The organism is Streptomyces sp. MZ04 (genome assembly GCF_004684775.1).
Taxonomy (GTDB): Bacteria; Actinomycetota; Actinomycetes; order Streptomycetales; family Streptomycetaceae; genus Streptomyces.
Window position 1 is genome coordinate 28,183 of record NZ_SRIC01000036.1, and the last position, 18,235, is coordinate 46,417.

17 protein-coding genes and 1 pseudogene are annotated in these 18,235 nt (G+C 69.3%); 17 read left to right on the top strand and 1 reads right to left on the bottom strand.

Going from position 1 to position 18,235, the window contains the following annotated elements; all coding sequences use genetic code 11:
• Nucleotides 1-50: 50 nt before the first annotated feature.
• Genes E2651_RS11120 through nusB form a run of 3 tightly spaced genes read left to right on the top strand, consistent with a single transcriptional unit; the run spans nucleotide 51 to nucleotide 2,220 of the window.
• Complete coding sequence (locus tag E2651_RS11120) at nucleotides 51-1,157, top strand: M24 family metallopeptidase (RefSeq protein ID WP_135330905.1); 1,107 nt, start codon at nucleotides 51-53, stop codon at nucleotides 1,155-1,157.
• Between the two features lie 59 nt (nucleotides 1,158-1,216).
• Nucleotides 1,217-1,783: an elongation factor P gene (gene efp, locus E2651_RS11125; protein WP_135330906.1), complete on the top strand. Its 567-nt coding sequence runs from the start codon at nucleotides 1,217-1,219 to the stop codon at nucleotides 1,781-1,783.
• A 2-nt stretch (nucleotides 1,784-1,785) separates the two neighbouring features.
• Entirely contained in the window at nucleotides 1,786-2,220 is a 435-nt protein-coding gene (gene nusB, locus E2651_RS11130; RefSeq protein ID WP_135330907.1) for a transcription antitermination factor NusB, read from the top strand.
• A gap of 220 nt (nucleotides 2,221-2,440) precedes the next feature.
• Here nusB and bldD read toward each other — a convergent pair whose 3' ends face one another.
• Complete coding sequence (bldD, locus tag E2651_RS11135) at nucleotides 2,441-2,941, bottom strand: transcriptional regulator BldD (protein WP_135330908.1); 501 nt, start codon at nucleotides 2,939-2,941, stop codon at nucleotides 2,441-2,443.
• Nucleotides 2,942-3,165: 224 nt separating this feature from the next.
• Here bldD and pyrR point away from each other — a divergent pair, with 224 nt between their 5' ends.
• The 14 genes and pseudogenes from pyrR to E2651_RS11205 all read left to right on the top strand — a co-directional run.
• Complete coding sequence (gene pyrR, locus E2651_RS11140) at nucleotides 3,166-3,738, top strand: bifunctional pyr operon transcriptional regulator/uracil phosphoribosyltransferase PyrR (RefSeq protein WP_135330909.1); 573 nt, start codon at nucleotides 3,166-3,168, stop codon at nucleotides 3,736-3,738.
• A 91-nt stretch (nucleotides 3,739-3,829) separates the two neighbouring features.
• Nucleotides 3,830-4,816 carry an aspartate carbamoyltransferase catalytic subunit gene (locus E2651_RS11145; RefSeq protein ID WP_135330923.1) on the top strand — a complete coding sequence of 329 codons (987 nt, stop codon included), beginning with the start codon at nucleotides 3,830-3,832 and terminating at the stop codon, nucleotides 4,814-4,816.
• Nucleotides 4,817-4,819: 3 nt separating this feature from the next.
• Complete coding sequence (locus E2651_RS11150; protein ID WP_135330910.1) at nucleotides 4,820-6,106, top strand: dihydroorotase; 1,287 nt, start codon at nucleotides 4,820-4,822, stop codon at nucleotides 6,104-6,106.
• Nucleotides 6,103-6,723, top strand: a complete 621-nt coding sequence (locus E2651_RS11155; RefSeq protein ID WP_135330911.1) for a hypothetical protein — start codon at nucleotides 6,103-6,105, stop codon at nucleotides 6,721-6,723. The genes E2651_RS11150 and E2651_RS11155 overlap by 4 nt, the downstream gene beginning before the upstream one ends.
• The gene (gene carA / locus E2651_RS11160) at nucleotides 6,720-7,862 is read left to right on the top strand and encodes a glutamine-hydrolyzing carbamoyl-phosphate synthase small subunit (RefSeq protein ID WP_135330912.1); all 1,143 of its coding nucleotides are present in this window, start codon (nucleotides 6,720-6,722) and stop codon (nucleotides 7,860-7,862) included. Before E2651_RS11155 ends, carA begins: the two co-directional genes overlap by 4 nt.
• A complete protein-coding gene (carB, locus tag E2651_RS11165) occupies nucleotides 7,855-11,163 on the top strand; it encodes a carbamoyl-phosphate synthase large subunit (RefSeq protein WP_135330913.1) in 3,309 nt (1,102 codons plus the stop codon). Before carA ends, carB begins: the two co-directional genes overlap by 8 nt.
• A gap of 54 nt (nucleotides 11,164-11,217) precedes the next feature.
• A complete protein-coding gene (locus E2651_RS11170) occupies nucleotides 11,218-12,324 on the top strand; it encodes a quinone-dependent dihydroorotate dehydrogenase (protein WP_135330914.1) in 1,107 nt (368 codons plus the stop codon).
• A complete protein-coding gene (pyrF, locus tag E2651_RS11175; RefSeq protein ID WP_135330915.1) occupies nucleotides 12,321-13,166 on the top strand; it encodes an orotidine-5'-phosphate decarboxylase in 846 nt (281 codons plus the stop codon). The genes E2651_RS11170 and pyrF overlap by 4 nt, the downstream gene beginning before the upstream one ends.
• A 331-nt stretch (nucleotides 13,167-13,497) precedes the next feature.
• A complete protein-coding gene (locus E2651_RS11180) occupies nucleotides 13,498-13,824 on the top strand; it encodes an integration host factor (RefSeq protein ID WP_135330916.1) in 327 nt (108 codons plus the stop codon).
• A gap of 38 nt (nucleotides 13,825-13,862) precedes the next feature.
• Entirely contained in the window at nucleotides 13,863-14,456 is a 594-nt protein-coding gene (gene gmk, locus E2651_RS11185; RefSeq protein ID WP_135330917.1) for a guanylate kinase, read from the top strand.
• Between the two features lie 69 nt (nucleotides 14,457-14,525).
• Complete coding sequence (gene rpoZ, locus E2651_RS11190; protein ID WP_005319902.1) at nucleotides 14,526-14,798, top strand: DNA-directed RNA polymerase subunit omega; 273 nt, start codon at nucleotides 14,526-14,528, stop codon at nucleotides 14,796-14,798.
• Between the two features lie 108 nt (nucleotides 14,799-14,906).
• The gene (gene coaBC, locus E2651_RS11195) at nucleotides 14,907-16,112 is read left to right on the top strand and encodes a bifunctional phosphopantothenoylcysteine decarboxylase/phosphopantothenate--cysteine ligase CoaBC (protein ID WP_245238736.1); all 1,206 of its coding nucleotides are present in this window, start codon (nucleotides 14,907-14,909) and stop codon (nucleotides 16,110-16,112) included.
• A 366-nt stretch (nucleotides 16,113-16,478) separates the two neighbouring features.
• Nucleotides 16,479-17,687, top strand: coding sequence for a methionine adenosyltransferase (gene metK, locus E2651_RS11200; protein WP_135330919.1), 1,209 nt, complete (start codon nucleotides 16,479-16,481; stop codon nucleotides 17,685-17,687).
• A 249-nt stretch (nucleotides 17,688-17,936) separates the two neighbouring features.
• A pseudogene (locus E2651_RS11205) lies at nucleotides 17,937-18,235 on the top strand (primosome assembly protein PriA); the annotation flags it as partial.

Sequence of the window (18,235 nt, forward strand, 5' to 3'; positions counted from 1 at the left end):
TCGGGTGTGCTGAACAGGCCGTCGCTCGCCGCCGCTCATAGGCTCGTCCCATGTCAGAGGTGTACGCGGCCCGCCGTGAGCGGCTGAGGGAGCGTTGTGCCGCGGGTGGCAGCGCGTCGGCGTTGGTGTCCCGTCCCGCCAACGTGCGGTATCTCGCGGGAGCGGCGCCCCACGGGGCGGTGCTTCTGCTGGGCAGGGGCGAGGATCTGCTGGTCTGCGGGCGGCCTCCCGGTGACGAGCAGGGGGAGGGGCGGCCCGATGAGGCGCTGCGGGTGCAGGTGCTCGACGCACCTTGTGGGGATCCCGCCGTGGCGGGGGCCGGTCTCGCGGCCGGGCAGGGCGTCGAGACGCTCGCCGTCGAGGAGCATCACCTGACCGTCGCCCGGCACCGCGCCCTGGGTTCGGTCGCGCCCCGGCTGCGTCTGACGGACCTCGGGGGAGCGGTCGAGCAGTTGCGGCTGATCAAGGACGAGGAGGAGATCTCCTGCCTGCGGATCGCCTCCGAGATCGCGGACCAGGCGCTGAGCGAGCTCCTGGAGTCGATTCTTGTCGGGCGGACCGAGCGTCACCTCGCGCTGGAGCTGGAGCGTCGACTTGTCGACCACGGTGCGGACGGGGCCGCCTTCGCGACGTCCGTCGGCACCGGACCGAATTCCGGGCGCGGCGGCCACCGGCCCTCCGACCGGCGCGTCGAGGAGGGCGACTTCCTCTCCGTCTGTCTGGGCGCGGTCTATCGCGGATATCGGTGCGAGATCGGGCGTACGTTCGTCATCGGTACGTCGCCCGCGGACTGGCAGATCGAGTTGTACGACCTTGTCTTCGCCGCTCAGCGGGCGGGCAGGGAGGCGCTCCAGCCGGGTGCCGCCTACCGTGACATCGACCGCGCGGCACGTCATGTACTGGACTCCGCGGGGTACGCGGACGGCCTCGCTCCGCTGATGGGACACGGGGTGGGGCTCGAAATCGACGAGGACCCGCAGTTGGCGCCCGCGGCCATGGGTAAACTGGACGTCTGCGTGCCGGTCACCGTCGAACCGGGGGTTCACCTCCCGGGACGGGGTGGTGTCCGGATCGATGACACGCTCGTCGTGCGCCCCGAGGCGGACGGCGGACCCGAGCTACTCACCATTACGACCAAGGAGCTGCTCGCGCTCTAGCTTTCAGCTGTTGCGCGTGCCCCGGGGTCGTCCACGTCAGTCCAGGAGATTCCGCAACCGTGGCTTCCACGAACGACCTCAAGAACGGCCTGGTGCTCAAGCTCGACGGGGGCCAGCTCTGGTCCGTCGTCGAGTTCCAGCACGTCAAGCCCGGCAAGGGCCCCGCCTTTGTGCGCACCAAGCTCAAGAACGTGCTGTCCGGCAAGGTCGTCGACAAGACCTTCAACGCCGGCGTCAAGGTCGAGACGGCCACGATCGACAAGCGCGACATGCAGTTCTCGTACATGGACGGCGACTACTTCGTCTTCATGGACATGGAGACCTACGACCAGCTGCACGTCGACCGCAAGGCCGTCGGCGACGCCGCCAACTTCCTGATCGAGGGCTTCACCGCCTCCGTCGCGCAGCACGAGGGCTCGGTTCTCTACGTCGAGCTCCCCGCCGCCGTCGAGCTCGTCATCCAGGAGACCGAGCCCGGCGTCCAGGGCGACCGCTCCACCGGCGGCACCAAGCCCGCCACGCTGGAGACCGGCCACCAGATCCAGGTGCCGCTCTTCATCACCACCGGCGAGAAGATCAAGGTCGACACCCGTGACAGCGGCTACCTCGGCCGGGTGAACAGCTAACCGTGGCTGCTCGTAATACGGCCCGCAAGCGCGCCTTCCAGATCCTCTTCGAGGCCGACCAGCGTGGTACCGACGTCCTGACGGTCCTCGCGGACTGGGTGCGCCACTCGCGGTCCGACACCCGGCAGCCGCCGGTGAGCGAGTACACGATGGAGCTGGTCGAGGGGTACGCGGATCATGAGCGTCACATCGACGAGCTGATCTCCCAGTACGCCGTCGGGTGGACCCTCGACCGGATGCCGGTCGTGGACCGCAACATCCTGCGGCTCGGCGCGTACGAGCTGATCTGGGTCGACGGGACGCCCGACGCGGTGGTCCTTGACGAGGCCGTCCAGCTCGCCAAGGAGTTCTCGACGGACGATTCACCGTCCTTCGTCAACGGCCTTCTCGGCCGTTTCAAGGACCTCAAGCCGGGGCTGCGACGCGACGAGTCGTGACCTGAGCTCACAGGCCGTACAGAGGGCCCGCAGCCACACGCTGCGGGCCCTCTGGCGTACGCGGTGTCCCTCTGGCGTACAACACGTCCAACCGGCGCCTCAGGGGCTCACAGGCGCCCCCAGGCGCTCCTCAGGACGCACAAAGACCGCCGGGGTGGCCGGAACCTGTTGGTTCCGGCCACCCCGGCGGCACGTTTCTGCTGAGTTCTCCCTAGCGGGATCAGACGTCGTCGTGGGCGACGGCGCGACGCGCGTCGGCGTCCAGGACGCCCCAGCTGATCAGCTGCTCGGTGAGGACCGAGGGCGACTGGTCGTAGATGACGGCGAGGGTGCGCAGGTCGTCCTGGCGGATCGAGAGCACCTTGCCGTTGTAGTCGCCGCGCTGCGACTGGATCGTGGCCGCGTACCGCTGGAGCGGGCCCGCCTTCTCGGCCGGCACGTGCGCGAGGCGCTCCAGGTCGAGGACGAGCTTCGGCGGCGGCTCGGCGGCGCCGCCCGGAGCGGTGCCGGGCAGCAGCTCCTGGACCGGGACTCCGTAGAAGTCCGCCAGCTCGGCGAGGCGCTGTACGGTCACGGCGCGGTCGCCGCGCTCGTACGAGCCGACCACTACCGCCTTCCAGCGACCCTGGGACTTTTCCTCGACGCCGTGGAGGGAAAGGCCCTGCTGGGTGCGGATGGCGCGGAGCTTGGCCCCGAGCTGTTTGGCGTATTCGCTGGACATAAAGCTCCCCGGACGCTGGGACAACGTGCGGCTCCGCCGCGCTGCTTGGTAACTCACTGTGAGGTTACGCAGCGTTACTTGGCCGCGTCAAGCCGAATGGTCCGTACCGACCCTTCCGAGGGGGGTCGTGACCGGCGGTGTTGCCACTGCTGGTACCGTTGATGGCGCAAATCCGACGTCCTTTAAGGTCCGTCCCGTGAGGCGGAGAAGGAGGTCCGTTTCATATGGACTCGAACGACACGAACGAACCCGATGTCGCCCGGCCCGTGCTCGAAGGCCCGGACATCGCACGGGTGTTGACCCGTATCGCCCACGAGATCGTCGAGCGCGCCAAGGGCGCCGACGATGTGGTGCTGCTCGGCATTCCCACCCGCGGCGTCTTCCTCGCCCGGCGCCTCGCCGAGAAGCTCGAAGAGATCACCGGACGGAAGATCCCGGTTGGCTCACTCGACATCACCATGTACCGCGACGATCTGCGCATGCATCCGCCGCGCGCACTCGCCCGCACCGAGATCCCCGGTGACGGCATCGACGGCCGCCTCGTCGTCCTCGTCGACGACGTGCTCTTCTCCGGTCGCACCATCCGCGCCGCCCTCGACGGTCTGAACGACATCGGGCGCCCGCGCGCGGTGCAGCTCGCCGTCCTCGTCGACCGCGGCCACCGCGAACTCCCGATCCGCGCCGACTACGTCGGCAAGAACCTCCCCACGTCGCTGCGGGAGACGGTCAAGGTGCAGCTCGCCGAGGAGGACGGCCGGGACGCCGTACTGCTCGGTGCCAAGCCCGCCTCAGCGTAAGTCCGCGTAAGACCGGCTTCCCCACGGGCCCCGGGGCACACCCCTGCGCGCCCGCGTGCCCGCACACCTCCACATGACGGAGTACACCCAGATGATGCGACACCTCATCTCGGCCGCCGACCTCACCCGCGACGACGCCGTTCTCATCCTCGACACCGCCGAGGAGATGGCCCGGGTCGCCGACCGGCCGATCAAGAAGCTGCCCGCGCTGCGCGGCCGTACGATCTGCAACCTCTTCTTCGAGGACTCGACCCGGACCCGGATCTCCTTCGAAGCCGCCGAGAAGCGCCTCTCCGCGGACGTCATCAACTTCGCCGCCAAGGGATCCAGCGTCTCCAAGGGCGAGTCCCTGAAGGACACCGCCCAGACCCTGGAGGCGATGGGCGTCGACGCCGTCGTCATCCGGCACGGCGCGTCCGGCGCCCCCTACCGGCTCGCCACCTCCGGCTGGATCGACGCCCCGGTGATCAACGCGGGCGACGGCACCCACCAGCACCCCACGCAGGCCCTGCTCGACGCCTTCACCATGCGCCGCCGCCTCGTCGGCAAGGACGAGGGCCTCGGCCAGGACCTCAACGGCAAGCGCGTCACCCTCGTCGGCGACGTCCTGCACAGCCGCGTCGCGCGCTCCAACGTCGACCTGCTGCACACCCTGGGCGCCGAGGTCACCCTGGTGGCCCCGCCCACGCTCGTACCGGTCGGCGTGGAGAGCTGGCCCTGCGACGTGTCGTACGACCTGGACCGGGTGCTCCCGAAGTCCGACGCCGTGATGATGCTGCGGGTGCAGCGCGAGCGCATGAACGCCGCGTTCTTCCCCACCGAGCGCGAGTACTCGCGCCGCTACGGCCTGGACGGCGAGCGCATGGCGAAGATGCCCGAGCACGCCATCGTGATGCACCCGGGCCCGATGGTCCGCGGCATGGAGATCACCGCCGAGGTCGCCGACTCCGACCGCTGCACGGTCATCGAGCAGGTCGCCAACGGCGTCCACACCCGGATGGCCGTCCTTTATCTGCTCCTGGGCGGGAATGAACCCGCCGTCACCCACACGCGCCCCACCGCCTCCGAGGAGAAGTAAGACATGAGCAAGACCCTGATCCGTGGCGCGCAGGTGCTCGGCGGCGAGCCCCAGGACGTGCTGATCGACGGCGAGACGATCCTCGAAGTCGGTACGGGCATCGAGGCGGGCGACGCGGTCGTCGTCGAGGCCGAGGGCAAGATCCTGCTGCCCGGCCTCGTCGACCTGCACACCCACCTGCGTGAGCCGGGCCGCGAGGACTCCGAGACCGTCCTGACCGGCACCCGCGCCGCCGCCTCCGGCGGCTACACCGCCGTGTTCGCCATGGCCAACACCTTCCCCGTCGCCGACACCGCCGGCGTCGTCGAGCAGGTCTACCGCCTCGGCAAGGAGTCCGGCTACGCCGACGTGCAGCCGATCGGCGCCGTCACCGTCGGTCTTGAGGGCAAGAAGCTCGCCGAGCTCGGCGCCATGCACGAGTCCGCGGCCGGCGTCACCGTCTTCTCCGACGACGGCAAGTGCGTCCACGACGCCGTGATCATGCGCCGCGCCCTGGAGTACGTGAAGGCCTTCGGCGGCGTCGTCGCCCAGCACGCGCAGGAGCCCCGCCTCACCGAGGGCGCCCAGATGAACGAGGGCGTCGTCTCCGCCGAGCTGGGCCTCGGCGGCTGGCCCGCCGTCGCCGAGGAGTCGATCATCGCGCGTGACGTGCTGCTCGCCGAGCACGTCGGTTCGCGGGTGCACATCTGCCACCTGTCGACCGCCGGGTCCGTCGAGATCGTGCGCTGGGCGAAGTCGCGCGGCATCGATGTGACGGCGGAGGTCACGCCGCACCACCTCCTCCTGACCGACGAGATGGTCCGCTCGTACAACCCGGTCTACAAGGTCAACCCGCCGCTGCGCACCGAGCGCGACGTGATGGCGCTGCGCGAGGCACTCGCCGACGGCACGATCGACATCGTCGCCACCGACCACGCCCCGCACCCGCACGAGGACAAGGACTGCGAGTGGGCCGCGGCCGCCATGGGCATGGTGGGCCTGGAGACCGCGCTCTCCGTCGTCCAGCAGACGATGGTCGAGACCGGTCTGCTGACCTGGGCCGCGGTCGCCGACCGCATGTCCGTCAAGCCGGCCGAGATCGGCGCGGCGAAGGGCCACGGCCGCCCCGTCTCGGAAGGTGAGCCCGCCAACCTCACGCTCGTCGATCCGGCATACCGTGGTGTCGTGGACCCCGCGGGCTTCGCCTCGCGCAGCGGCAACACCCCCTACGAGGGCCGTGAGCTGCCGGGCCGCGTGACGCACACGTGGCTGCGGGGCCGCGCCACGGTCGTCGACGGGAAGCTCGCGTGACATCTCTGATCTCCACCGCTACCACCATCGCCGCCGAACAGAAGTCGGCGGACGTGACGGACTGGGCCGCCCGCGCGGGCTGGGTCGTCGGACTGCTGCTCTTCATCGCGCTCGTCTACTGGCTGATGCGCGAGGGCTGGAAGTGGCGCGGCACGCTCCAGAGCGACCTGCCGGAGCTGCCCACCGCGCCGAGCGAGCCGGGCCCGGTGAAACTTGAGCTGAGCGGTCGGTACCACGGCTCGACCTCGGCAGGGCAGTGGCTCGACCGCATCGTGGCGCACGGTCTCGGTACCCGCAGCCGCGTGGAGCTGACGCTCACGGACGCGGGTCTGGACGTCGTACGCCCCGGGGCCGCCGACTTCTTCATCCCGGTGGCCCAGCTGCGCGAGGCCCGCCTCGACAAGGGCATCGCCGGCAAGGTCCTCACCGAGGGCGGAATGCTGATCGTCATGTGGGAGCACGGCGAGAAGCTGATCGACTCCGGCTTCCGCTCGGACCACGCGGCCGAGCAGGCCGAGTGGGTCGAGGCGATCAACAACATGGTCAGCACGAACAGCACGAACAGCACGAACAGCATGAACAGAACGAACAGCACTACGGAAGGCACCGCACGATGACGACCTCCACCAGGGGAACCGCCAAGGTTCCCGCCGTACTCGTCCTGGAGGACGGCCGCATCTTCCGCGGCCGTGCCTACGGGGCCGTGGGGGAGACCTTCGGCGAAGCGGTGTTCTCCACCGGCATGACCGGCTATCAGGAGACCCTGACCGACCCCTCGTACCACCGCCAGGTCGTCGTCATGACGGCCCCGCACGTCGGCAACACCGGCGTGAACGACGAGGACCCGGAGTCCTCCCGCATCTGGGTCTCCGGCTACGTCGTACGCGACCCCGCACGCGTCCCGTCCAACTGGCGCGCCAAGCGCTCGCTGGACGAGGAACTGCGGCACCAGGGCGTCGTCGGCATCCAGGGCATCGACACCCGCGCCCTCACCCGGCACCTGCGCGAGAGCGGCGCGATGCGCGTCGGCATCTTCTCCGGCAGCGCGCTCCCGGACGCGGGCGTGATGCTCGCCGAGGTCCGCCAGCAGCCCGAGATGAAGGGCTCGAACCTCTCCGCCGAGGTCGCCACCAAGGAGACGTACGTCGTCCCCGCGATCGGCGAGAAGCGCTTCACCGTCGCCGCCGTCGACCTCGGCATCAAGGGCATGACCCCGCACCGCATGGCCGAGCGCGGGATCGAGGTGCACGTCCTGCCCGCGACCGCGACCGCCGAGGACATCTACGCGGTCCAGCCCGACGGCGTGTTCTTCTCCAACGGTCCCGGCGACCCGGCGACCGCGGACGGCCCCGTTGCCGTCATGCGCGCCGTCCTGGAGCGCAAGACCCCCCTCTTCGGCATCTGCTTCGGCAACCAGATCCTCGGCCGCGCCCTCGGTTTCGGCACGTACAAGCTGAAGTACGGCCACCGCGGCATCAACCAGCCCGTGCAGGACCGCACGACCGGCAAGGTCGAGATCACCGCGCACAACCACGGCTTCGCCGTCGACGCGCCGCTCGACAAGGTCTCCGAAACCCCCTACGGGCGCGCCGAGGTCTCCCACGTGTGCCTCAACGACCAGGTGGTGGAGGGGCTCCAGCTCCTCGACCAGCCCGCGTTCAGCGTCCAGTACCACCCCGAAGCGGCTGCAGGACCGCACGACGCCGCGTACCTCTTCGACCGCTTCGTATCTTTGATGGAGGGCCAGCGTGCCTAAGCGCTCCGATATCCAGTCCGTCCTGGTCATCGGCTCCGGCCCGATCGTCATCGGCCAGGCAGCGGAGTTCGACTACTCCGGCACCCAGGCCTGCCGCGTGCTCAAGGCCGAGGGCCTGCGCGTCATCCTGGTCAACTCCAACCCGGCGACGATCATGACCGACCCGGAGATCGCCGACGCGACGTACGTCGAGCCGATCACCCCGGAGTTCGTCGAGAAGATCATCGCCAAGGAGCGCCCCGACGCGCTGCTTCCGACGCTGGGCGGCCAGACGGCCCTCAACACGGCCATCTCCATGCACGAGCAGGGTGTCCTGGAGAAGTACGGCGTCGAGCTCATCGGAGCCAACGTCGAGGCGATCAACAAGGGCGAGGACCGCGACCTCTTCAAGGGCGTCGTCGAGGCCGTCCACGCCAAGATCGGCTACGGCGAGTCCGCCCGCTCGTACATCTGCCACACCATGGACGACGTCCTCAAGGGCGTCGACGAGCTGGGCGGCTACCCCGTCGTCGTCCGCCCCTCCTTCACCATGGGCGGCGCGGGCTCCGGCTTCGCGCACGACGAGGAGGAGCTGCGCCGCATCGCCGGGCAGGGCCTCACGCTCTCGCCGACCACCGAGGTGCTCCTGGAGGAGTCCATCCTCGGCTGGAAGGAGTACGAGCTCGAGCTGATGCGCGACAAGCACGACAACGTGGTGGTCGTCTGCTCCATCGAGAACTTCGACCCGATGGGCGTGCACACCGGCGACTCGATCACCGTCGCGCCCGCGATGACGCTGACCGACCGCGAGTACCAGATCCTGCGTGACGTCGGCATCGCGATCATCCGCGAGGTCGGTGTCGACACCGGCGGCTGCAACATCCAGTTCGCCATCGACCCGACGGACGGCCGGGTCATCGTCATCGAGATGAACCCGCGTGTCTCGCGGTCCTCCGCGCTCGCGTCGAAGGCCACCGGTTTCCCGATCGCGAAGATCGCCGCGAAGCTGGCCGTCGGCTACACGCTGGACGAGATCCCGAACGACATCACCGAGAAGACCCCGGCCTCCTTCGAGCCGACGCTCGACTACGTAGTGGTCAAGGCGCCGCGTTTCGCCTTCGAGAAGTTCCCCTCGGCGGACTCGACCCTGACGACCACCATGAAGTCGGTCGGCGAGGCCATGGCGATCGGCCGCAACTTCACCGAGGCGCTGCAGAAGGCGCTGCGGTCCCTCGAGAAGAAGGGCTCGCAGTTCACCTTCGTGGGCGAGCCCGGTGACAAGGCTCTTCTTCTGGAAGAGGCCGTGCGGCCCACCGACGGGCGCATCAACACCGTCATGCAGGCCATCCGCGCCGGCGCCACCCCGGAGGAGGTCTTCGACGCCACGAGGATCGACCCGTGGTTCGTCGACCAGATGTTCCTGATCAAGGAGATCGCGGACGAGCTGACCGCCGCCGAGCGCCTGGACGCCGACCTGCTGGCCGAGGCCAAGCGGCACGGCTTCTCCGACGCCCAGATCGCCGAGATCCGCGGCCTGCGCGAGGACGTCGTCCGCGAGGTGCGGCACGCCCTCGGTGTGCGCCCGGTCTACAAGACGGTCGACACCTGCGCAGCCGAGTTCGCCGCGAAGACGCCGTACTTCTACTCCTCGTACGACGAGGAGAACGAGGTCGCCAAGCGGGAGAAGCCCGCGGTCATCATCCTGGGCTCGGGCCCGAACCGCATCGGCCAGGGCATCGAGTTCGACTACTCCTGCGTCCACGCCTCCTTCGCGCTGAGCGACGCGGGCTACGAGACCGTGATGGTCAACTGCAACCCGGAGACCGTCTCCACGGACTACGACACCTCCGACCGTCTGTACTTCGAGCCGCTCACGCTCGAGGACGTCCTGGAGATCGTCAACGCCGAGGCGCAGGCAGGGCCGATCGCGGGCGTCATCGTCCAGCTCGGCGGCCAGACCCCGCTGGGCCTCTCACAGGCCCTGAAGGACAACGGCGTGCCGGTCGTGGGCACCTCGCCCGAGGCCATCCACGCCGCCGAGGACCGCGGCGCCTTCGGCCGCGTGCTCGCCGAGGCCGGTCTGCCCGCGCCGAAGCACGGCACCGCCACCACGTTCGCCGAGGCCAAGGCCATCGCCGACGAGATCGGCTACCCCGTCCTCGTCCGCCCGTCGTACGTGCTCGGCGGCCGCGGCATGGAGATCGTGTACGACGAGACCCGCCTCTCCTCGTACATCGAGGAGTCGACCGAGATCAGCCCCTCGCGGCCGGTCCTCGTCGACCGCTTCCTGGACGACGCGATCGAGATCGACGTGGACGCGCTCTACGACGGCACCGAGCTCTACCTCGGCGGCGTCATGGAGCACATCGAGGAGGCCGGCATCCACTCCGGCGACTCGGCGTGCGCGCTGCCCCCGATCACGCTCGGCGGCTACGACATCAAGCGCCTGCGGGCCTCCACGGAGGGCATCGCCAAGGGCGTCGGCGTGCGCGGGCTCATCAACATCCAGTTCGCGATGGCGGGGGACATTCTGTACGTCCTCGAGGCCAACCCGCGTGCCTCGCGCACCGTCCCCTTCACGTCGAAGGCGACCGCGGTGCCGCTGGCCAAGGCCGCCGCGCGCATCTCGCTCGGCACGACCATCGCCGAGCTGCGCGCCGAGGGCATGCTGCCGGCCACGGGTGACGGCGGCACGCTGCCGATGGACGCGCCGATCTCGGTGAAGGAAGCCGTCATGCCGTGGAGCCGCTTCCGCGACATCCACGGGCGCGGCGTCGACACCGTCCTCGGCCCGGAGATGCGCTCCACCGGTGAAGTCATGGGCATCGACTCGGTGTTCGGCACCGCGTACGCCAAGTCGCAGGCGGGCGCCTACGGTCCGCTGCCGACCAAGGGCCGCGCCTTCATCTCCGTCGCCAACCGCGACAAGCGCTCGATGATCTTCCCGGCGCGCGAACTGGTCGCGCACGGCTTCGAGTTGCTCGCCACGTCCGGCACGGCCGAGGTGCTCAAGCGCAACGGCATCAACGCCACGGTCGTACGCAAGCAGTCCGAGGGCGAGGGCCCGAACGGCGAGAAGACGATCGTCCAGCTGATCCACGACGGCGGCGTCGACCTCATCGTCAACACCCCGTACGGCACCGGTGGCCGCCTCGACGGCTACGACATCCGTACCGCGGCCGTGTCCCGCTCCGTGCCGTGCCTCACGACAGTCCAGGCGCTCGCCGCCGCCGTCCAGGGCATCGACGCGCTCAACCACGGGGACGTGGGCGTCCGTTCACTCCAGGAACACGCGGAGCATCTGACCGCGGCCCGCGACTAGCAGCCCACTAGGGGGACACCGATCCGGTGTCCCCCTTCTGGTGAGGACACCTCCATGTACAAACTCTTCTTCAACCTCGTCTTCAAGCGCATGGACCCGGAGCAGGCCCACTACATGGCCTTCCGCTGGATCCGTCTCGCGGCCCGCATCCCCGTGCTGCGCACCTTCGTCGCGGCCGTCCTCGCGCCGCGCCACGAGGAGCTGCGCACCGAGGCCTTCGGGCTGCGGATGCACGGCCCCTTCGGGCTCGCGGCCGGCTTCGACAAGAACGCCGTCGCGATCGACGGCATGTCGATGCTGGGCTTCGACCACATCGAGATCGGCACCGTCACGGGGGAGCCGCAGCCCGGCAACCCCAAGAAGCGGCTCTTCCGCCTCGTCAAGGACCGTGCGCTCATCAACCGCATGGGCTTCAACAACGAGGGCTCGGCGGCCGTGGCCGAGCGCCTGGGCGCCCGGAAGGCCGTCTTCAAGACGGTCGTGGGCGTGAACATCGGCAAGACCAAGGTCGTGCCCGAGGAGGAGGCGGCCGCCGACTACGTGAAGTCGACCGAGCGGCTCGCCGCCCACGCCGACTACCTCGTGGTGAACGTGTCGTCCCCGAACACCCCCGGCCTGCGCAACCTCCAGGCCACGGAGTCGCTGCGCCCGCTCCTGACCGCCGTACGCGAGGCGGCCGACCGCGGCGTCACCGCGCGGCGCGTGCCGCTCCTCGTGAAGATCGCCCCCGACCTGGCGGACGAGGACATCGACGCGGTCGCGGACCTGGCCGTGGAGCTCGGCCTCGACGGCATCATCGCGACGAACACGACCATCGCCCGCGAGGGACTCGGTTTGCAATCCGAACCTTCGCTCTACGGAGAGACCGGCGGCCTCTCCGGTGCTCCCCTCAAGGAGCGCTCCCTCGAAGTCCTGCGCCGTCTCTACGCGCGCGTGGGCGACCACATCACGCTCGTGGGCGTAGGTGGCATCGAGAACGCCGAGGACGCCTGGCAGCGCATCCTCGCCGGCGCCACCCTGGTCCAGGGCTACAGCGCGTTCATCTACGAAGGGCCCTTCTGGGGACGCGCGATCCACAAGGGGCTCGCAGCCCGCCTTCGGACGAGCCCGTACGCCACCCTCGCCGACGCCGTCGGCGCCGACGTAAGGAAGTCCGCATGAGCGCCCTCGAACCCTTCGGTACGCGCCTTCGCCACGCCATGGACGAGCGCGGACCGCTCTGTGTCGGCATCGACCCGCACGCGTCCCTGCTGTCGGCCTGGGGCCTGAACGACGACATCGCGGGCCTCGAGCGGTTCACCGGGACCGTCGTCGAGGCGCTCGCCGGGACCGTGGCCGTGTTCAAGCCGCAGAGCGCGTTCTTCGAGCGCTTCGGGTCGCGCGGCATCGCCGTACTGGAGAAGGCGGTCCAGGAGCTGCGGGCGGCGGGCGCCCTGGTGGTCATGGACGCCAAGCGCGGCGACATCGGTTCGACCATGGCGGCGTACGCCGAGACCTTCCTGCACAAGGACTCGCCGCTGTTCAGCGACGCGCTCACGGTCTCGCCCTACCTGGGCTACGGCTCGCTGAAGCCGGCCGTCGACCTCGCACGCGAGAACGGCACCGGCCTCTTCGTGCTCGCCCTCACCTCGAACCCCGAGGGCGCCGAGGTGCAGCACGCGGTGCGCGAGGACGGGCGCACGATCGGCGCGACGATGCTGGGGCACCTGGCCGCCGAGAACGCCGGTGCGGAGCCCCTGGGGTCCTTCGGCGCCGTCGTCGGGGCGACCCTGGGGGACCTGTCCTCGTACGACCTCGCGATCAACGGCCCGCTGCTCGCCCCCGGGATCGGCGCTCAGGGGGCCACGCCCGCGGATCTGCCGGGTGTCTTCGGGGCGGCCGTACGCAATGTCGTGCCGAGCGTCAGCCGCGGCGTCCTGCGGCACGGTCCCGACGCGGCGGGGCTGCGTGACGCGGCCGCCCGTTTCGCGGACGAGATCCGTGCGGCCGTCGCCTCTGCGTGAGATCGCTCTCTACGCCCCGGTTCCGGCTTCCGGAGCCGGGGCGGAGCTGTTTTTACGCCTACGGAGGACGCGTCCGGCCGGGTCCATACGTTTCGTTGATGGCTCACCAGGCCAAATCCAGGGCGAAATGCCCGATATGTACGGCTCGGCAGAGGCTGACCAGGACTTTTCGTCTGTTCTCGCTGACTCCGGCCGTCATGGCCGCTAGTCTCCGACGAGAGCTAACGGGCAAGCGCCGAGCAGGCGCGTTGCACGTTGCTCACCAGGTGTGGGGCGACTAGGTTCCTCACCGGTCCGTATCCGACAGTTCGACATCCGAGGTGACGTAGGCGTGGCTCTTCCGCCCCTTACCCCTGAACAGCGCGCAGCCGCGCTCGAAAAGGCCGCCGCGGCTCGCCGGGAGCGGGCCGAGGTCAAGAATCGACTCAAGCACTCCGGCGCCTCGCTTCACGAGGTCATCAAGCAGGGTCAGGAGAACGACGTCATCGGAAAGATGAAGGTCTCCGCCCTCCTGGAGTCCCTGCCGGGCGTGGGCAAGGTCCGCGCCAAGCAGATCATGGAGCGTCTTGGCATCTCCGAGAGTCGCCGAGTGCGAGGTCTCGGCACGAATCAGATCGCATCACTGGAGCGTGAGTTCGGCAGCAGTGCCGCTGGCTGATGTTCTCAGGCACTCCTGAGAACCTGGATAATCGCTGCATGGCTGCAACATCCCGGGGGACGACCCCCGTGCCCCCGGACGTACGTCCGCGGCTGACCGTGCTCTCCGGCCCCTCCGGGGTCGGCAAGAGCACGGTCGTCGCTCATATGCGCAAGGAACACCCCGAGGTCTGGCTCTCGGTCTCGGCCACGACCCGAAAGCCACGCCCCGGCGAGAAGCACGGTGTCCAGTATTTCTTCGTCTCCGACGAGGAAATGGACAAGCTGATCGCCAATGGCGAGCTGCTCGAATGGGCCGAGTTCGCGGGAAACCGCTATGGCACACCGCGGGCCGCCGTCATCGAGCGCCTGGAGGCGGGCGAGCCCGTCCTTCTGGAAATCGATCTGCAGGGCGCGCGCCTGGTGCGCGAGTCGATGCCCGAGGCGCAGCTCGTCTTTCTCGCCCCGCCGAGCTGGGATGAGCTGGTCCGCCGGCTCACCGGCCGGGGGACCGAGGCGCCCGAGGTCATCGAGCGCAGGCTCGAGGCCGCGAAGATCGAACTCGCCGCGGAGGCGGAGTTCGATACGACCCTGGTCAATACCTCCGTCGAGGACGTGGCCCGTGAGCTGCTAGCCTTGATGAAAGTTGTTTGATCTTCACCACGGTTCGACCATCTTGGTTCGACCACAGTTTGATCTTCATTCCCCATCGGAAGGCAGAGCGTGTCCTCTTCCATCACCGCGCCCGAGGGCATCATCAACCCGCCGATTGATGAGCTGCTCGAAGCTACCGACTCGAAGTACAGCCTCGTGATCTACGCCGCCAAGCGCGCGCGCCAGATCAACGCGTACTACTCGCAGCTCGGTGAGGGCCTGCTGGAGTACGTCGGCCCCCTGGTGGACACGCACGTCCACGAGAAGCCGCTCTCGATCGCGCTCCGCGAGATCAACGCGGGTCTGCTGACGTCCGAGGCCATCGAGGGCCCGGCTCAGTAGGCATCAGTTTTCTCTGAGCATTTCTCTTTGGCCACAGGCCCGGCAGCGCGGCTGTCGGGCCTGTGGTGTGTCATGGAGTCGTACGTTTTCCGAGTGCGGGGAGGCACCGTGGGCAAGCCCAAGGTCGTTCTGGGGGTCAGCGGCGGGATCGCCGCGTACAAGGCCTGTGAGCTGCTGCGGCGGCTGACCGAGTCGGGCCACGACGTACGCGTCGTACCCACCGACGCGGCGCTGCACTTCGTGGGGGAGGCGACCTGGTCGGCGCTGTCCGGCAACCCGGTCTCGACCGAGGTGTGGGAGTCCGTCCACGAGGTGCCGCACGTCCGGATCGGCCAGTCCGCCGACGTCGTGATCGTCGCCCCGGCGACCGCCGACATGATGGCGAAGGCGGCCCACGGACTCGCCGACGACCTCCTGACGAACACGCTGCTCACCGCCCGCTGTCCGGTGATCTTCGCACCCGCGATGCACACGGAGATGTGGGAGCACCCCGCCACCCAGGAGAACGTCGCCACGCTCCGCCGCCGCGGCGCCCTCGTCATCGAGCCCGCCGTCGGCCGCCTCACCGGCGTGGACACGGGCAAGGGCCGCTTCCCCGAGCCCGCCGAGCTCTTCGAGGTCGTACGCCGTGTCCTCGCACGCGGCGATCTGGCCCGCGACCTCACGGGCCGGCACGTGGTGGTCAGCGCGGGCGGGACGCGCGAGCCGCTCGACCCGGTCCGCTTCCTGGGCAACCGCTCCTCCGGGAAGCAGGGCTACGCGCTCGCCCGCAGCGCCGCCGCGCGCGGAGCCAGGGTCACGCTGCTCTCCGCGAACGCCGCGCTGCCGGACCCGGCGGGCGTGGACGTCGTGTCCGTCGGCACGGCCGTGCAGCTCCGCGAGGCGGTGCTCAAGGCCGCGGCGGACGCCGACGCGGTGGTGATGGCCGCCGCCGTGGCCGACTTCCGGCCCGAGACGTACGCGACCGGGAAGATCAAGAAGAAGGACGGCCAGGAGCCGGCCCCGATCGCCCTGGTCCGCAACCCCGACATCCTCGCGGAGATCGCCGCCGACCGGCCGCGCCCCGGTCAGGTGGTCGTCGGCTTCGCCGCCGAGACCGACGACGTCCTCGCCAACGGTCGCGCCAAGCTGGAGCGCAAGGGCTGCGACCTGCTGGTCGTCAACGAGGTCGGCGAACGCAAGACGTTCGGCTCCGAGGAGAACGAGGCGGTCGTGCTCGGCGCGGACGGCAGCGAGACGCCGGTGCCGTACGGACCGAAGGAAGCGCTGGCGGACACCGTCTGGGACCTGGTGGCGGAACGCCTGACGAAGTAGTCGCCGAAGGTCCGGCGAAGAAGGCGCGGAAGCAGTCGCTGAACGTCTGGTGAAGTCGGGGCGTAACCTCGATAAAGCAGTAGAGGATCGGCCTCACGACGTAAGGGGCACAAACCCCGAGGTCGAATGTCACATTCGCCCCACTGGGCGCCCCAAACCCGGTAAATTCGGGCGCGAGGCCCTCTGGTGGAGACCGATCGTCGTACCGCACAATGCAGTGCCGCAGGTCACAGCGCTCCCAAGTGGCGAGACACGTGGTCCGGCGGCCCAGTACGACCGATAAACTGGTCTCGGACGACGCCGGGCGCAGCCTCCGGCCCGTCCACCAATGATCAGCCAGCAGCCGCTGCAACCACAGGGAGCGATGTGTCCCGCCGTCTCTTCACCTCGGAGTCTGTGACCGAGGGTCACCCCGACAAGATCGCTGACCAGATCAGCGACACCATTCTCGACGCGCTTCTGCGGGAGGACCCGAAGTCCCGGGTCGCCGTGGAGACGCTGATCACCACCGGCCTCGTCCACGTGGCCGGAGAGGTCACGACGAAGGCGTACGCGCCGATCGCGCAGCTCGTGCGCGAGAAGATCCTCGAGATCGGTTACGACTCCTCGAAGAAGGGCTTCGACGGCGCCTCCTGTGGCGTCTCGGTGTCCATCGGTTCGCAGTCCCCCGACATCGCGCAGGGCGTCGACACGGCGTACGAGCAGCGCGTCGAGGGCGACGAGGACGAGCTCGACAAGCAGGGCGCGGGCGACCAGGGCCTGATGTTCGGCTACGCGTGCGACGAGACGCCGGAGCTGATGCCGCTCCCGATCCACCTCGCGCACCGCCTGTCGCGCCGTCTGTCCGAGGTCCGCAAGAACGGCACGATCCCTTACCTGCGCCCGGACGGCAAGACCCAGGTCACCATCGAGTACGACGGCGACAAGGCCGTCCGCCTCGACACGGTCGTGGTCTCCTCCCAGCACGCGTCGGACATCGACCTGGACTCGCTCCTGGCCCCCGACATCCGCGAGTTCGTGGTCGAGCCGGAGCTGAAGGCCCTCCTCGAGGACGGCATCAAGCTGGAGACCGAGGGCTACCGCCTCCTGGTCAACCCCACCGGCCGCTTCGAGATCGGCGGCCCGATGGGCGACGCCGGTCTGACCGGCCGCAAGATCATCATCGACACGTACGGCGGCATGGCCCGCCACGGCGGCGGCGCCTTCTCCGGCAAGGACCCGTCCAAGGTCGACCGCAGCGCCGCGTACGCGATGCGCTGGGTCGCCAAGAACGTCGTCGCGGCAGGCCTCGCGGCCCGCTGCGAGGTCCAGGTCGCGTACGCGATCGGCAAGGCCGAGCCGGTGGGCCTGTTCGTGGAGACCTTCGGTACGGCCACGGTCGACACCGACAAGATCGAGGCCGCCATCGCCGAGGTCTTCGACCTCCGCCCGGCCGCGATCATCCGCGACCTGGACCTGCTCCGCCCGATCTACGCCCAGACCGCGGCGTACGGCCACTTCGGCCGCGCGATTCCCGACTTCACGTGGGAGCGGACGGACCGGGTCGAGGCGCTGCGGAAGGCTGCGGGGCTGTAAGGCTCGCGCTTCAGGGTTCGGGGCCCGGCTCTCCTTCGGGAGGGCCGGGCCTTCGTCGTTGGCGGGTACCGGGTGGTGGGCTGGCGTTCCGGGAGGTGACTCCCCCGCAGGTTCGAATCCTGCTGACGGTCTTCGATCGGTATGGCCGAGCGGGCTATGGCAGAAGCGCCCTTGGTGGCGTTCGCGATCCGCGGCCGGCTTGATCTCGGGCGCCTGGCGGTGTCAGTGCGGTCTGGTAGGAATGCAGCTGTGAGCAGGGAGAACGGGTCGGGTGTGGGTGAGGGTGCCGAGAGTGGGGTGCCTGAGCCCGAGCAGCTTGCGTTGATTCGGGACAGTGTGCGCAAGGCCAAGGTGCCGCGGGCCAAGCCGCGGACGTGGCGGGGGGCCGCGTTGGCCAAGGAGTTGCCTGTGGCGCGGGTGCTGGTCGACAAAGGGGTGCTGCATCTTGATCGGTACTTCGACTACGCCGTGCCCGAGGAATTGGATGAGCAGGCGCGGCCCGGGGTGCGGGTTCGGGTGCGGTTCGGGGCCGGGGCGCGGAATGTGCG

Excerpts from the sequence above, each read along its gene's own strand:
- E2651_RS11120 (WP_135330905.1), top strand. The coding sequence starts at position 51 with ATGTCAGAGGTGTACGCGGCCCGCCGTGAGCGGCTGAGGGAGCGTTGT.
- bldD (WP_135330908.1), bottom strand. The coding sequence starts at position 2,941 with ATGTCCAGCGAATACGCCAAACAGCTCGGGGCCAAGCTCCGCGCCATC.
- pyrR (WP_135330909.1), top strand. The coding sequence starts at position 3,166 with ATGGACTCGAACGACACGAACGAACCCGATGTCGCCCGGCCCGTGCTC.
- E2651_RS11145 (WP_135330923.1), top strand. The coding sequence starts at position 3,830 with ATGATGCGACACCTCATCTCGGCCGCCGACCTCACCCGCGACGACGCC.
- E2651_RS11150 (WP_135330910.1), top strand. The coding sequence starts at position 4,820 with ATGAGCAAGACCCTGATCCGTGGCGCGCAGGTGCTCGGCGGCGAGCCC.
- carA (WP_135330912.1), top strand. The coding sequence starts at position 6,720 with ATGACGACCTCCACCAGGGGAACCGCCAAGGTTCCCGCCGTACTCGTC.
- E2651_RS11170 (WP_135330914.1), top strand. The coding sequence starts at position 11,218 with ATGTACAAACTCTTCTTCAACCTCGTCTTCAAGCGCATGGACCCGGAG.
- pyrF (WP_135330915.1), top strand. The coding sequence starts at position 12,321 with ATGAGCGCCCTCGAACCCTTCGGTACGCGCCTTCGCCACGCCATGGAC.
- gmk (WP_135330917.1), top strand. The coding sequence starts at position 13,863 with ATGGCTGCAACATCCCGGGGGACGACCCCCGTGCCCCCGGACGTACGT.